Origin of the sequence: Shewanella sp. KCT, assembly GCF_007636505.1 — a bacterium.
GTDB lineage: Bacteria > Pseudomonadota > Gammaproteobacteria > Enterobacterales > Shewanellaceae > Shewanella > Shewanella halotolerans.
On the sequence record NZ_LVDJ01000007.1, the window covers coordinates 33,163 to 47,039 of the forward strand.

Annotated in this window: 15 protein-coding genes; all 15 read right to left on the reverse strand. The window is 49.3% G+C overall.

Annotated elements, in window-relative coordinates:
• Positions 1-172: 172 nt before the first annotated feature.
• Positions 173-1,537: a bifunctional UDP-N-acetylglucosamine diphosphorylase/glucosamine-1-phosphate N-acetyltransferase GlmU gene (glmU, locus tag AYI87_RS11460; RefSeq protein ID WP_144202232.1), complete on the reverse strand. Its 1,365-nt coding sequence runs from the start codon at positions 1,535-1,537 to the stop codon at positions 173-175.
• 110 nt (positions 1,538-1,647) lie between these two features.
• On the reverse strand, positions 1,648-2,001 hold the full coding sequence (locus tag AYI87_RS11465) for a DsrE/DsrF/TusD sulfur relay family protein (RefSeq protein ID WP_144202234.1): 354 nt from the start codon (positions 1,999-2,001) through the stop codon (positions 1,648-1,650).
• Between the two features lie 165 nt (positions 2,002-2,166).
• The gene (locus tag AYI87_RS11470; protein ID WP_011867635.1) at positions 2,167-2,595 is read right to left on the reverse strand and encodes a F0F1 ATP synthase subunit epsilon; all 429 of its coding nucleotides are present in this window, start codon (positions 2,593-2,595) and stop codon (positions 2,167-2,169) included.
• 33 nt (positions 2,596-2,628) lie between these two features.
• Positions 2,629-4,005 carry a F0F1 ATP synthase subunit beta gene (atpD, locus tag AYI87_RS11475; protein ID WP_011867636.1) on the reverse strand — a complete coding sequence of 459 codons (1,377 nt, stop codon included), beginning with the start codon at positions 4,003-4,005 and terminating at the stop codon, positions 2,629-2,631.
• 35 nt (positions 4,006-4,040) lie between these two features.
• Entirely contained in the window at positions 4,041-4,901 is an 861-nt protein-coding gene (gene atpG, locus AYI87_RS11480; RefSeq protein WP_144202235.1) for a F0F1 ATP synthase subunit gamma, read from the reverse strand.
• A gap of 49 nt (positions 4,902-4,950) precedes the next feature.
• Positions 4,951-6,492 carry a F0F1 ATP synthase subunit alpha gene (gene atpA / locus AYI87_RS11485; RefSeq protein ID WP_011867638.1) on the reverse strand — a complete coding sequence of 514 codons (1,542 nt, stop codon included), beginning with the start codon at positions 6,490-6,492 and terminating at the stop codon, positions 4,951-4,953.
• A gap of 14 nt (positions 6,493-6,506) precedes the next feature.
• Positions 6,507-7,040 carry a F0F1 ATP synthase subunit delta gene (atpH, locus tag AYI87_RS11490; protein WP_011867639.1) on the reverse strand — a complete coding sequence of 178 codons (534 nt, stop codon included), beginning with the start codon at positions 7,038-7,040 and terminating at the stop codon, positions 6,507-6,509.
• A 14-nt stretch (positions 7,041-7,054) separates the two neighbouring features.
• The gene (gene atpF, locus AYI87_RS11495) at positions 7,055-7,525 is read right to left on the reverse strand and encodes a F0F1 ATP synthase subunit B (protein WP_041509599.1); all 471 of its coding nucleotides are present in this window, start codon (positions 7,523-7,525) and stop codon (positions 7,055-7,057) included.
• Between the two features lie 37 nt (positions 7,526-7,562).
• The gene (gene atpE / locus AYI87_RS11500; protein ID WP_011639455.1) at positions 7,563-7,814 is read right to left on the reverse strand and encodes a F0F1 ATP synthase subunit C; all 252 of its coding nucleotides are present in this window, start codon (positions 7,812-7,814) and stop codon (positions 7,563-7,565) included.
• Positions 7,815-7,884: 70 nt separating this feature from the next.
• Entirely contained in the window at positions 7,885-8,679 is a 795-nt protein-coding gene (gene atpB / locus AYI87_RS11505; protein ID WP_144202236.1) for a F0F1 ATP synthase subunit A, read from the reverse strand.
• Between the two features lie 12 nt (positions 8,680-8,691).
• The gene (locus tag AYI87_RS11510) at positions 8,692-9,075 is read right to left on the reverse strand and encodes an ATP synthase subunit I (protein ID WP_144202237.1); all 384 of its coding nucleotides are present in this window, start codon (positions 9,073-9,075) and stop codon (positions 8,692-8,694) included.
• 225 nt (positions 9,076-9,300) lie between these two features.
• A complete protein-coding gene (locus tag AYI87_RS11515; RefSeq protein WP_144202238.1) occupies positions 9,301-10,179 on the reverse strand; it encodes a ParB/RepB/Spo0J family partition protein in 879 nt (292 codons plus the stop codon).
• A 10-nt stretch (positions 10,180-10,189) separates the two neighbouring features.
• Positions 10,190-10,978 carry a ParA family protein gene (locus AYI87_RS11520; protein ID WP_011867644.1) on the reverse strand — a complete coding sequence of 263 codons (789 nt, stop codon included), beginning with the start codon at positions 10,976-10,978 and terminating at the stop codon, positions 10,190-10,192.
• Positions 10,979-11,074: 96 nt separating this feature from the next.
• Positions 11,075-11,698, reverse strand: coding sequence for a 16S rRNA (guanine(527)-N(7))-methyltransferase RsmG (gene rsmG, locus AYI87_RS11525; RefSeq protein WP_144202239.1), 624 nt, complete (start codon positions 11,696-11,698; stop codon positions 11,075-11,077).
• Between the two features lie 102 nt (positions 11,699-11,800).
• Entirely contained in the window at positions 11,801-13,690 is a 1,890-nt protein-coding gene (mnmG, locus tag AYI87_RS11530; RefSeq protein ID WP_144202240.1) for a tRNA uridine-5-carboxymethylaminomethyl(34) synthesis enzyme MnmG, read from the reverse strand.
• Positions 13,691-13,877 lie beyond the last annotated feature (187 nt).

Genomic DNA, 13,877 nt, shown 5'->3' on the forward strand with positions numbered 1-13,877 from the left:
CGACAAATATAAATGAGAATTGTTTTTATTTAAGCTTATTTACATCCCTTTACACTGTAGGCCGATCCAGTTCACTAAATTAGCCCTATCAACCAGAGAATTGGCAGTTATGCAATGAAAACGGGCATAAAAAAAGCGACCATAGAGGTCGCTTCTTCTTACTTTTGTGAGCTTATTTCTTCTGCTTCACAGGACGGGTCCAGCCAGTCAGATGACGCTGTTTCACCCGGGTGATCACCAGCTCATCGGCCGCCACATCACGGGTAATGGTTGAGCCCGCACCTAATGTTGCCCCCTTACCTATGGTCACAGGCGCGACTAGCTGAGTATCGCTGCCCACAAACACGTCGTCTTCGATCACCGTCAGGTGCTTGTTGGCACCGTCATAGTTACAGGTAATGGTACCTGCACCGATATTCACCCCAGCGCCCACCTGAGCATCGCCAATATAGGCCAGGTGACCCGCCTTAGAGCCTTCACCCAGTACAGCCTTCTTCATCTCGACGAAGTTGCCGATATGGGCATCGCGCTTGAGCTCGGCGCCTGGGCGCAGACGGGCAAAGGGACCAGCACTGGCTGCTTCACCCACAATCGCATTTTCGATAATAGAATAAGGTTTAATCTCGGCGTTATCGCCAATCTCACAGTCGATGAGGATGGCGCCGGCGCCGATAGTCACGTTATTACCTATGGTCACCTTCCCCTGGAAGACCACATTGACATCGATCATCACGTCCATGCCTACTGAGACTTCACCGCGCACGTCGATACGGGCAGGGTCACGTAAGTTAGCCCCCTCGAGCATTAGTTTCTCGGCGGCGCGAGCCTGATAGGCGCGCTCCAATTGAGCCAGCTGCACACGATTGTTTGCGCCCTCCACCTCGATGGCAGATGCTGGCTGCGCCGTAGTGATGCTCACGCCATCACGATGGGCCATAGCGACGATATCGGTAAGATAATATTCGCCCTGGGCATTGTCCGACGACAGCTGACCCAACCAGGCCTTAAGCTGCTTGCCGGGCGCGGCCATGATGCCTGTGTTGATCTCATTGATCTTAAGTTGTTCCTCGTTGGCATCCTTCTGCTCGACGATCCCCACAACCTTACCGGCCTCACGAACGATGCGACCATAGCCGGTTGGATCAGGCAGGTTCACAGTAAGAATGGCCAGGCCGTTAGCATCACGTGCCGCCAACAGGGCTTCCAGTGTCGAGGCCTGGATCAGAGGCACATCGCCGTAGAGGATCAGGACAGTATCATCGTCGCCAATATTGTCGTTGGCCTGAGCCACGGCGTGACCCGTACCTAACTGCTCGGCTTGCAATACCCAATTCAACGTCTGCTCACCCAGGCGGGCCTTAAGCTTATCGGCGCCATAACCATAGACCAGCTGAATAGTCTCGCTCCCCAGTTGATGCGCGGTATCTATCACATGCTGCACCATGCTCTTATGGGCGATGGGATGGAGAACCTTGGGAAGGTCTGAGCGCATGCGAGTCCCTTTGCCTGCGGCCAAAATAACGACGTTCAATGCCATGAAGATATCCTTGGGTGATTACTGCTGATACAGAAGAAAATGCAAATTAAGTGGGCCGATTTTAATAGATTGCGCCGTCAAAAGCGACTCGCGGCGCACCTTTAAAAGCGTTAGAAATTGATCACCTTGTCCGACTGCAGCAACCAGAGGGCGAGATCGTCCATAGTGGCCTTCACACATCCCTCGATAACTCTCAGCTCATTAAGACCACGAGCCTGCACGCAGGAGGTGCAATACTTCACCTCGGCGCCCTGGGCCAGAATAATCTCCAGCATCTGCTGTAGGTTGTAGCCCTCACCGGGTGTTTGCCTAGGTAACACGCCTGCCACGGCATCGGACAAGAGAAACAGCTTAACCTTAGGTGTGGAAGTCTGTTCGTTGAGCTGTATCGCCAGACGTAGGGCGTTATAGAGTTTCTCAGATCCATAAGGCGCATCGTTGACGACAATCAAGACTTGTTGCATGGAATATCCCTCATTGAAAACAAGGGCATCAGCCTATCACCGCCTTGAGGTCGAAACGTCTGACTCGATCACGTAAAGGGAGTAGAAAAATAGTTAGGGGATGGAAAACAGATACAAAAAAGGCGGTCACCCGAGGGCACCGCCTTTTATCATCAAACAATAACCTTATCTGGCAATGTTCTTCTTGATGGTCTCTACAACACGCAATTGAGCGATAGCCTGAGCTAATTCAATCGCTGCAGCGGCATAGTTAAAGTCTGCGCCAGCATTAGCCATGTGGGCTTCTGCGCGACGCTTGGCTTCTACGGCTGCCTGCTCATCAATCTCTTCGGCACGCAATACTACGTCAGCCAATACTGATACTGAGAAAGGTTGTACTTCCAGGATACCACCCGAAAGATAAAAGACTTCCTCTTTACCATCTTGTTTGACGATGCGCGCCATGCCAGGTTTGATATGCGTAAGCAGAGGGGCGTGACCCGGCATAACGCCTAAATCACCCTCAGCACCTGAGACTTGTAGGTGTGCTACCAGACCCGAAAAGATGCTGCTTTCTGCGCTTACAATATCAAGTTGTACTGTCATGGCTGCCATCCGTTCTCCTTAAAATATCAAGCTAACGCCTGATTATTTTTTGTTAGCTCGCTCGATAACTTCGTCGATTGAACCTGCCATGTAGAACGCTTGCTCTGGAATGTGGTCGAACTCACCTTCCAATAGGCCTTTAAAGCCACGGATAGTGTCTTTAAGGGCAACGTACTTACCTGGAGAACCGGTGAATACTTCTGCTACGAAGAATGGCTGAGACAGATATTTTTCAATCTTACGCGCACGGGCAACGGTAGTCTTATCTTCATCAGATAGTTCGTCCATACCCAAAATCGCGATGATGTCTTTCAGCTCTTTATAGCGCTGTAGTACGTTCTGTACACCACTTGCTACGTCATAGTGCTCTTGGCCAACAACCTGTGGATCTAGCTGACGTGAAGTCGAATCCAGTGGGTCAACCGCTGGGTAGATACCCAGAGAAGCAATGTTACGTGACAATACAACGGTCGCATCCAAGTGAGCGAAGGTTGTTGCTGGTGACGGATCCGTCAAGTCATCCGCAGGTACGTATACCGCTTGAACAGAGGTAATAGACCCTGTCTTAGTCGAGGTAATACGCTCCTGAAGAACACCCATCTCTTCAGCCAGTGTTGGCTGGTAACCTACCGCTGAAGGCATACGGCCTAGCAGTGCAGATACTTCGGTACCCGCTAGGGTGTAACGATAGATGTTATCGACGAACAATAGTACGTCTTTACCTTCGTCACGGAACTTCTCAGCCATAGTCAGACCGGTAAGTGCCACACGTAGACGGTTTCCTGGAGGCTCGTTCATCTGACCATAAACCATGGCCACTTTGTCGAGTACGCCAGATTCTTCCATCTCGTAGTAGAAGTCGTTACCCTCACGAGTACGCTCACCTACACCGGCGAATACTGACAAACCAGAGTGTGCTTTAGCGATGTTGTTAATCAGTTCCATCATGTTAACTGTCTTACCAACACCCGCACCACCAAACAGACCTACTTTACCACCCTTAGCAAACGGACATACAAGGTCGATTACCTTGATACCAGTTTCTAAAAGCTCAGTAGTGTTTGATTGATCTTCATATGAAGGCGCTTCACGGTGAATCACATAACGCTCATCTTCACCGATAGGACCCGCTTCATCAACTGGCTGACCTAGTACGTTCATGATACGGCCAAGAGTTGCACTCCCAACCGGAACAGTAATAGGTGAACCTGTGTTTACTACCTCGATACCACGACGCAGACCATCTGAAGAACCCATAGCGATGGTACGAACTACACCACCACCAAGCTGCTGCTGAACTTCCAGCACCAAGCCTTCACTTTTGATCTCTAGAGCGTCATAGACCTGAGGTACGGCATCATGTGGAAACTCAACGTCCACAACCGCGCCAATTACTTGGACAACAGTACCTGTGCTCATGATTAATCCTCTAAAACTTGTATTCGTTACCCAGCCTAAACCGCAGCGGCACCAGAAACAATTTCCGACAGTTCCTGCGTAATCGCAGCCTGACGGGCCTTGTTGTAGACCAACTGCAAGTCATCGATAAGTTCACCAGCGTTGTCTGTCGCAGCCTTCATAGCAACCATACGGGCTGCCTGCTCTGATGCGATGTTTTCAACAACACCTTGATACACTTGAGACTCCACATAACGAACCAATAAGGTGTCCAAAAGTTCTTTTGGATCTGGCTCGTATAGGTAATCCCAGTGATGAGCAATCTCATCATCTTCTGACTTAGGCAAAGGTAGCAGCTGTTCGATCACAGGCGTCTGGCTCATGGTATTCACAAACTTGTTGAATACTACGTACAGACGGTCTAGCGTGCCTTCGTTGTATGCTTTTAGCATTACGCGTACTGTTCCGATCAGGTCAGCGAGCTTAGGAGCATCGCCTAATCCTGACGCGTGAGCAGACACTTTTCCGCCAAAGCTGTTGAAGAATTGTACGCTGCGTGCACCGATTGGGCAGAATTCAACTTCCACTCCGGCTTCACGCTGCTTCTTCACGTCCGCGACAACCTTCTTAAATAGGTTGACGTTAAGACCACCACAAAGACCACGGTCGGTTGACACAACAATGTAACCAACTCGCTTAGCTTCTCTCACTTCCAAATATGGATGCTTATATTCGAGAGAACCCTGCGCCACGTGACCGATCACCTTACGCATATTTTCCGCGTATGGACGGCTCGCTGCCATGCGATCCTGCGCCTTGCGCATTTTGCTGGCTGCAACCATCTCCATTGCGGATGTGATCTTCTGAGTGTTCTGAACACTCGCGATCTTGGTTTTAATCTCTTTAGCGCCGGCCATCTTTACTCTCCAATCTGGACCTGAGGTGCCTTAAGACACCTCCGTGTCTTTACCAGGTTTGGGTTTCTACGAACTTGTCGAGGCCAGCCTTCAAACCACCTTCGATGTCGGCATTGTAGTCGCCAGTCTCGTTGATAGTCTTCATTAGGTCAGCATGCTCGCTGTTCATGTAAGAGAGCAAAGAAGCTTCGAAATCACCGATCTTGTTCAGCTCAACACCTTTTAGGTAACCTTTTTCAGCTGCGAAAATAGACACAGACTGGTCGGCTACGCTCATTGGCGCGTATTGCTTCTGCTTCATGAGTTCGGTAACACGCTCACCATGCTCAAGCTGAGCACGAGTTGCATCGTCAAGGTCAGATGCAAACTGAGAGAACGCTGCAAGCTCTCGATACTGTGCAAGTGCAGTACGGATACCGCCAGACAGTTTCTTGATGATCTTAGTCTGAGCCGCACCACCAACACGAGAAACCGAAATACCTGGGTTAACCGCAGGACGTAGGCCTGAGTTAAATAGGTCAGTTTCAAGGAAGATCTGACCATCGGTAATCGAAATTACGTTGGTCGGTACGAATGCAGATACGTCACCCGCTTGAGTTTCAATAATAGGCAGTGCAGTCAAAGAACCGGTTTGGCCCTTAACTTCGCCATTAGTGAACTTCTCAACGTACTCAGCGTTAACGCGTGAAGCACGTTCTAGTAGACGAGAGTGAAGATAGAAAACATCACCTGGGTATGCTTCACGTCCTGGTGGACGCTTCAGTAGCAATGAGATCTGACGGTAAGCAACTGCTTGCTTAGAAAGATCATCATATACGATCAGTGCATCTTCACCACGGTCACGGAAGTATTCACCCATTGAACAACCTGAGTACGGAGCCAGGTATTGCAGCGCCGCAGCTTCAGAAGCTGTAGCCACAACAACCACTGTATTAGCCAGTGCGCCGTGTTCTTCAAGTTTGCGTACCACGTTAGCAATGGTAGAAGCCTTTTGGCCTACTGCTACGTATACACACTTAATGCCTGAATCTTTTTGGTTGATGATGGCATCGATCGCCAGTGCTGTCTTACCAGTCTGACGGTCACCGATGACCAGCTCACGCTGACCACGACCGATTGGGATCATAGAGTCAACGGCTTTATAACCAGTCTGTACTGGCTGATCAACCGACTTACGTTCAATAACGCCTGGTGCGATCACTTCAACAGGAGAGAAACCATCGTTGTCGATAGGTCCTTTACCGTCGATTGGTTGGCCCAGAGTGTTAACTACGCGGCCAAGTAGACCACGGCCAACAGGCACTTCCAAGATACGACCAGTTGTCTTAACTTTTTGGCCTTCTGCCAGATCGGCATAAGGACCCATAACTACGGCACCGACAGAATCACGTTCTAAGTTCAACGCGATCGCATAACGGTTACCAGGCAGTTCGATCATCTCACCTTGCATTACATCGGCAAGGCCGTGAACGCGAATAATGCCGTCGCTCACTGCAACGATAGTACCTTCGTTGCGAGCTTCACTAACGACTTCGAACTGCTCGATCCGCTGTTTAATCAGATCGCTGATTTCAGTGGAATTCAGTTGCATGCTCAAACTCCCAATTACGACTGCAGCTTTTCAGACAGGCGGTTTAGTTTACCGCTGACCGAGCCATCTATGACCAGGTCACCTGCCGTGATGATTACACCAGCCACCAGGCTGGCATCTACGCTGCAATTCAGCTTAACTTTGCGTGTGAGACGTTTTTCTAGAGAAGCACTAATTTGTTGCTGTTGCTCTGCGCTAAGCTCAGTGGCAGAAACAACAGATGCTTCAACCTCTTTCGCCCACTCGTTGCTGAACTCATGAAAGAGTTCATATACAGCAGGAAGTACTTCTAAACGACCGTTTTCAGCCATTACCTTTATCAGATTTTGACCTTGCTCATTGATCTGCTCACCACACACCTTAATAAAAAGGTCGGCAAGCTGGCTGCTCGAAAGCGCACCAGACAGCAGCGGCTTCATCGTCTCGTTTTCACTGACTTGAGCGGCAAAGCTAAGCATTTCAGCCCAGCTTTCTACTGCATTTTTCTCAATAGCAAAGTCAAATGCTGCCTTTGCGTAAGGACGAGCGATGGTGCTTAATTCAGCCATAACTCACTCCCTAATCAAATTTCAGCAACAAGTTTGTTAACTATGTCACTGTGGGCGGCTTCATCAATCGAACGCTCAAGGATCTTCTCTGCACCGGCGATAGCCAGAGCAGCGACTTGCTTACGCAGGTCTTCTTTCACGCGATTACGTTCAGCTTCAATTTCTGCTTTACCCTGAGCGATGATTTTCGCACGCTCAGCGTCTGCTTCGGCTTTGGCCTCATCGACAATCTGAGCTTTACGCTTGTTAGCTTGCTCAATGATTTCGTTAGCAGTTGCCTTAGCTTCTTTTAGTTGGTCGGTGGCTTTCGCCTGTGCCAACTCTAGGTCTTTTACAGCACGATCAGCATCAGCTAGACCGTCGGCGATCCTTTTTTGGCGCTCTTCGATGGCATTCATCAAAGGAGGCCAAACAAACTTCATGCAGAACCACACGAAGATAATAAAGGCAACCGTCTGACCGATTAGGGTAGCGTTGATATTCACAACAGCCTCCTATTTAGATTAAAGACAGAAGCGTTGATTACAGCATTGCACCCAGTGGGTTAGTAAACAGCATAAATAGTGCAATACCTACACCGATCATGGTTACCGCATCCAATAGACCAGCAACAATGAACATCTTAACTTGTAGCATAGGAGCCATTTCTGGTTGACGCGCAGCGCCTTCCAAGAACTTGCCACCTAGTAGGCCGAAACCGATAGCGGTACCTAGAGCACCCATACCAATCAGTAGAGCAACAGCGATAGCTGTCATGCCTAATACAGTTTCCATCTCTATCTCCAATATTCTAAATCTTTAGTTAGTTTGTGATTTAGCTTAAAAAAAATTTCTTCAGCAACCCTTAATGATCTTCATGTGCCATGCTGAGATACACGATCGTCAACATCATGAAGATAAACGCCTGCAGAGTGATAACCAAAATATGGAAGATTAACCAACCTAGTTGTAGAGTCACACCTAGGGCAGATAACGCCAAGTTAGCACCATACATCAACGCAATAAGGATGAAGATCAACTCACCTGCGTACAAGTTACCGAACAGACGCAATGCCAATGAAATAGGCTTAGCGATCAGGGTAACCGACTCTAATAGGAGGTTGACGGGTATCATTGCCTTATGGTTAAAAGGCTGTAATGTCAGTTCTTTAACAAAGCCTGAAACGCCCTTGACCTTGATGCTGTAGTAGATAATCAGCACAAACACACCGATAGCTAAGCTGAAGGTGATGTTTAGGTCGGTCGTTGGTACCACTTTCATGTATGGGATACCGGCAGCAGCTGCCAGCTCAGGAATCCAGTCAACTGGAATCATATCCATGAAGTTCATCATGAATACCCACACAAAAATAGTTAGTGCCAACGGAGCAATAACAGGATTGCGGCCATGGAAGGTTTCCTTCACGCTGCCATCGACGAACTCAACGATCATCTCGATAAAGCATTGAAGCTTACCGGGAACACCTGTCGTTGCCTTCTTGCCAACGCTGCGGAATAGCCACAAGAATAGAACACCAAGCCCAACCGAAAAGAACAACGAATCAATGTGCCATGTCCAGAAGCCTTCACCAACGTGTAAATTGGTAAGGTGGTGCTGGATATAGCCCTGCGGTGTTAACGCTTCACCAGTTGCAGCCATGATTCATCCCACTTAACTTTGCTTGAAGTATAAAGGAGCTGTCCAATGCACTATTAACGCCGAGATATAACAAACAAAAAGCGGCATAAAGACCACTTGAAGATTGATAAATACCAGCGAGAACATTGCTATGGTTAACAGCAACTTTACCGCTTCCCCCCAGTAAAAAGTTTTCATTACTTTTCCTGCTGAACTTGCTCCCGTATGGGAAAAAGCGAGGGTCGCGAATACAAAATTAGGGAGTACAGCAATGGCACCACCTGCTAACGCAGACAGTCCGTACTGTGCTCCCCACACGGCGAAAAAGACAATCGAAACACCCCCAGCCACCGCCGCCTGCATCAACACCAATTTATAGGCAGACCACCGGCCACGACGTGCTAAAACCTTGCTCAATTCATCTTCTCCGCATTCTTACTTTTTGTTCCTATGACCGGACGACAAATTATCAGGCCATCTTAGAGGTACAAAAAGCTTGCGAAAGTATACCTTTTCGCACATTCAAAGCAAGTTTAAGGTAAGTAAAAATGGGGACTTTTAACGTGATCTACGCCAAAAGTCTAAAAGTGAAAGATTAACAGATGTCACAAAGTTACATAATATTACGTTAACTTGGGCTAATTAACGGATTTTCTCAATAATACCATCCAATTCAGCCAAATTTTGATAGTTAATTACCATTTTGCCCTTGCCTTTTTTGTTATGGCTAATGGAAACTTTTGCCCCTAATTTTTCAATTAATTGGCTCTCTAGACGGGCGACATCCTGATCTTTTGCGGGTTTATCGACAATTTCAGGTGGATTTAAGGTTTTATTCACTAATCGTTCAGTTTCACGAACAGTTAGTTCTTTGGCAATCACGGTTCTGGCGAGGTTAGTTTGCTCATCACCAGCCAACGCGAGCAGGGCACGGGCATGGCCCATATCGATATCGCCATATTCCAGCATACGCTTTACAGGCTCTTCTAAACCATTCAAACGTAGAAGGTTTGATACAGTCGTGCGCGACTTACCCACGGCATCGGCCGTCTGTTGATGGGTTAGATCGAACTCCTTGATCAGGCGCTCCAGCGCGATAGCCTCTTCCATCGCGTTAAGATCTTCACGTTGAATATTCTCGATTAGGGCGATAACACCGGCCGCCTCGTCTGGTACCTGCTTGACAATACAGGGCACCTTGTCGAGTTTAGCCAGTTGCGATGCGCGCCAGCGGCGTTCACCGGCAATGATCTCATATCCTTTGTCCGACACCTTACGCACCACGATAGGCTGAATGATCCCCTGGGTCTTGATCGACTCAGCGAGCTCCTCCAGCGCCTCGGGCGACATATCCTTGCGGGGCTGATACTTGCCTGGCTGCAGCAGATCCAGGGCTATCATCTTGAGCTCTTCGTTGTTATTCGGCTCGGCCTCTTGAGTCGGGGCCTGTCTTGCCGCCGCATGGCTAGTGCTTAACAGTGCGTCTAATCCTTTGCCTAGACCACGTTTTTTGGGTGTCATCTGTTTTTCCTTAAGCTTGCTCTAACTGAGAATGCTGCTCAGCTCGTCGAATGATCTCGCCAGCTAACGCCAGGTAAGCCTTGGCGCCGGCACTGGACTTATCGTAATACATGGCAGGGGCGCCAAAACTTGGTGCCTCGGCTAGTCTCACGTTACGCGGGATCACTGTGCGATAAACCTTATCGCCAAAATGCTGTTTTAATTGATCCGACACGTCGTTAGCGAGTCGGTTGCGGGGATCGTACATGGTGCGCAGGATCCCTTCGATGGAAAGCCCAGGGTTCACCATGGCCGCAAGCTTGCTGATGGTGTCCATCAGGGCGGTCAAACCTTCCAGGGCATAATATTCACACTGCATCGGCACCAAGACCGAATCGGCGGCCGACATGGCGTTAACCGTCAGCATGTTCAGCGAAGGCGGGCAATCGATGAAGATAAAATCATAGTAATCTTTGACAGGGGCCAGGGCGTTACGCAGGCGGATCTCCCGGGCGAAGAACTCCATCAACTTGATCTCGGCCGCGGTCACATCACCATTGCCGGCGATCAGATCGTATTTTCCGGCGGTGTCGCGATAAACCACCTCTTCGACCGACTTTTCTTCGACCAAGAGTTCATAGGCGGTATTTTCGACGCTGTACTTGTCGACACCGCTCCCCATAGTCGCATTACCTTGAGGATCGAGATCGATAAGCAACACTTTTCGCTTGGTGGCCGCCAGAGAAGCCGCTAAGTTCACACAAGTCGTTGTTTTTCCGACGCCACCTTTCTGGTTAGCCACGGCTATCACTTTACCCACAATATCATCCTGTCTATCACGTTGGTCGATTCGATAGTAAAACGCCCTATCAAATTGCTTGAACTGGTTAAATAATGCAACTCTTAACCCAGGGGACTAAGCCGCTTTGACCACCCGTAGCAGGTGGCGCTGTTCGTCGAGACGAGGCACCTTAAGCTCGAAAATGTCGGTCAGGGTAAATCCTTCGGGCATATTCGCCATCTCTTCATCGCTCAACTGTCCCTTCAAGGCGTAAAAACAGCCTGTGGGCTTTGGCAGATGGTGGCACCATTGCAACATGTCCTGAATCGACGCGAAGGCGCGGCTGAGCACACCATCAAACTTCTCTTCGGGCTGATAGGCTTCGACCCGGCTCTCGACCGAACTAATATTACCTATCGCCAGCTCAAATTGAACCTGTTTTTGAAAACGAATCCGCTTGCCCAAACTATCAAGCAGCACAAACTCTTTGTCTGGATTCATGATCGCCAGGGGGATCCCCGGAAGACCAGGCCCCGTACCCACATCAATGAAACGTTCACCCACCAAGTGAGGGCTGGCTGCCAGGCTGTCCATGATATGACGGATCAACATCTGCTCGGGATCCCGTACGGATGTTAGGTTATAGGCCTTGTTCCACTTGGAAAGCATGGCAACAAAATCAAGCAGTTGCTGCTTCTGCTTTGGAGTAGCCGTCATCTGCATGTCGGCAAGGTAGCTGTCTAATTGGGCTGCTAACACAGGAGTATCCTCGATAAACAATGGGATATTATGAAGCCGAGTCGCAGGGATGGGAAGTGTTTGACCTCCCATCCCGGTCATCAAAATAGATTTTTTGCTGGTTTAGGCGCTCTTTCTGAGCAAGCCACGCTTCTTCAGATGAACGAGTAGAATAGAGATTGCCGCCGGGGTGATCCCCGAGATACGCGAAGCCTGACCTACGGTATCCGGCTTGTGATCGTTAAGCTTGGCGATCACCTCGTTAGAGAGGCCTGGTACCTCTTGATAGTCAAGATCCTGTGGCAGACCAGTCTTTTCATGGCGAATCGCCTTGTCGATCTCATCTTGCTGACGCTGAATGTAACCCGAGTATTTCACCTGGATCTGCACCTGCTCGGCGGCGCGTTGATCTTCGATAGCAGGACCAAATCCCTCAACGCTCATCAGCTTAGGGTAATCCAACTCGGGTCTGCGCAGCAGCTCCTCGAAGGTGGCTTCACGGGTGATAGGCGTCTTGAGATGCGGATTAAGGGCATCGACCAGCGGCGAGTTAGGGTGGATCCATTGACTACGTAGACGCTGTAATTCGAGCTCGATCGCCTCGCGCTTGGCATTGAACTTAGCCCAGCGATCATCATCCACCAGACCCAATTCGCGGCCTTTTTCGGTGAGACGCAGATCGGCATTGTCTTCACGCAGCAACAGACGGTATTCGGCGCGACTGGTGAACATGCGGTAGGGTTCTTTGGTGCCCAGGGTCGACAGATCGTCAACCAAGACGCCGAGATAAGCCTCGTCACGACGCGGACACCAGGCTTCTTTGCCCTGTACCTGCAATGAGGCGTTCATGCCGGCCAACAGGCCTTGGGCGCCGGCCTCTTCGTAACCTGTGGTACCGTTGATTTGCCCCGCAAAGAACAAACCGGAAATCGCTTTGGTTTCTAGAGAGTTTTTCAGATCTCTCGGATCGAAATAATCATATTCGATGGCATAACCCGGACGGATGATCTCGGCGTTTTCCATCCCTTGAATCGAACGCACCAGGTTCAGCTGCACATCGAAAGGCAGGCTGGTGGAGATCCCGTTAGGGTAGATCTCGTTGGTGTTCAAGCCTTCAGGCTCGATGAAGATCTGATGCGAGCTCTTGTCGGCGAAACGATTGATCTTATCTTCGATTGAAGGGCAGTAACGCGGACCTATGCCTTCGATAACCCCTGAATACATGGGGCTTCTGTCCAACCCGCCACGAATGATGTCGTGAGTACGCTCATTGGTGTGGGTAATAAAACAGGAGATCTGCTTAGGATGATCTTTGACGTCACCGATAAAAGACATCACAGGTAAAGGATCGTCACCTTTCTGCTCAGTCATGAGATCGAAGTTAATGGTGTTGGCATCGATACGTGGTGGCGTACCGGTTTTCAGGCGACCAACACGAATTGGTAATTCACGTAAACGATCGGCAAGAGAGATCGATGGCGGATCGCCGGCACGGCCACCGCTATAATTTTCCAGACCAATATGGATCTTGCCGCTTAAGAAGGTTCCCGCCGTCAATACGATTGCAGGTGCCTCGAAGGCCAATCCCATCTGGGTAACGACCCCGATAACACGATCATTCTCGACGATAAGATCGTCTACCGCTTGTTGGAACAGGCGTAAATTAGGTTGGTTTTGCAGGATCTGTTGGATCTTGGCGCGATAGAGGGCGCGATCCGCCTGTGCACGAGTTGCACGTACTGCTGGGCCTTTACTGGAATTTAAGGTACGAAATTGAATACCGGCGTGATCGGTTGCAACAGCCATGGCGCCACCCAGGGCATCGATCTCCTTAACAAGGTGACCCTTACCAATACCACCAATTGCCGGGTTACAGGACATCTGGCCTAAGGTATCGATATTATGGGTTAACAATAATGTCTTGGATCCCATCCTAGCAGATGCTAATGCTGCTTCGGTTCCTGCATGACCACCGCCAACAACAATTACATCAAACCGCTCATGAAAATGCATCAGATTACCTTAAAACCTATATCGAAAATAAAAATGATATTGCCCACAGATCGGACAGAGTTACTCGATGAGTAGCCGAGTATTTTAGCATCTGGAAAGCCATAGGTGAAAGATCAATTTAGGCCTTTCGATCGCCAAAGGATCTCGCTTATAGATCTTAAGATCTTTATATAGATCCTTTGTTATG

Coding starts and splice junctions, on each gene's coding strand:
- glmU (WP_144202232.1), bottom strand. CDS start 1,537: ATGGCATTGAACGTCGTTATTTTGGCCGCAGGCAAAGGGACTCGCATG.
- AYI87_RS11465 (WP_144202234.1), bottom strand. CDS start 2,001: ATGCAACAAGTCTTGATTGTCGTCAACGATGCGCCTTATGGATCTGAG.
- AYI87_RS11470 (WP_011867635.1), bottom strand. CDS start 2,595: ATGGCAGCCATGACAGTACAACTTGATATTGTAAGCGCAGAAAGCAGC.
- atpD (WP_011867636.1), bottom strand. CDS start 4,005: ATGAGCACAGGTACTGTTGTCCAAGTAATTGGCGCGGTTGTGGACGTT.
- atpG (WP_144202235.1), bottom strand. CDS start 4,901: ATGGCCGGCGCTAAAGAGATTAAAACCAAGATCGCGAGTGTTCAGAAC.
- atpA (WP_011867638.1), bottom strand. CDS start 6,492: ATGCAACTGAATTCCACTGAAATCAGCGATCTGATTAAACAGCGGATC.
- atpH (WP_011867639.1), bottom strand. CDS start 7,040: ATGGCTGAATTAAGCACCATCGCTCGTCCTTACGCAAAGGCAGCATTT.
- atpE (WP_011639455.1), bottom strand. CDS start 7,814: ATGGAAACTGTATTAGGCATGACAGCTATCGCTGTTGCTCTACTGATT.
- atpB (WP_144202236.1), bottom strand. CDS start 8,679: ATGGCTGCAACTGGTGAAGCGTTAACACCGCAGGGCTATATCCAGCAC.
- AYI87_RS11515 (WP_144202238.1), bottom strand. CDS start 10,179: ATGACACCCAAAAAACGTGGTCTAGGCAAAGGATTAGACGCACTGTTA.
- mnmG (WP_144202240.1), bottom strand. CDS start 13,690: ATGCATTTTCATGAGCGGTTTGATGTAATTGTTGTTGGCGGTGGTCAT.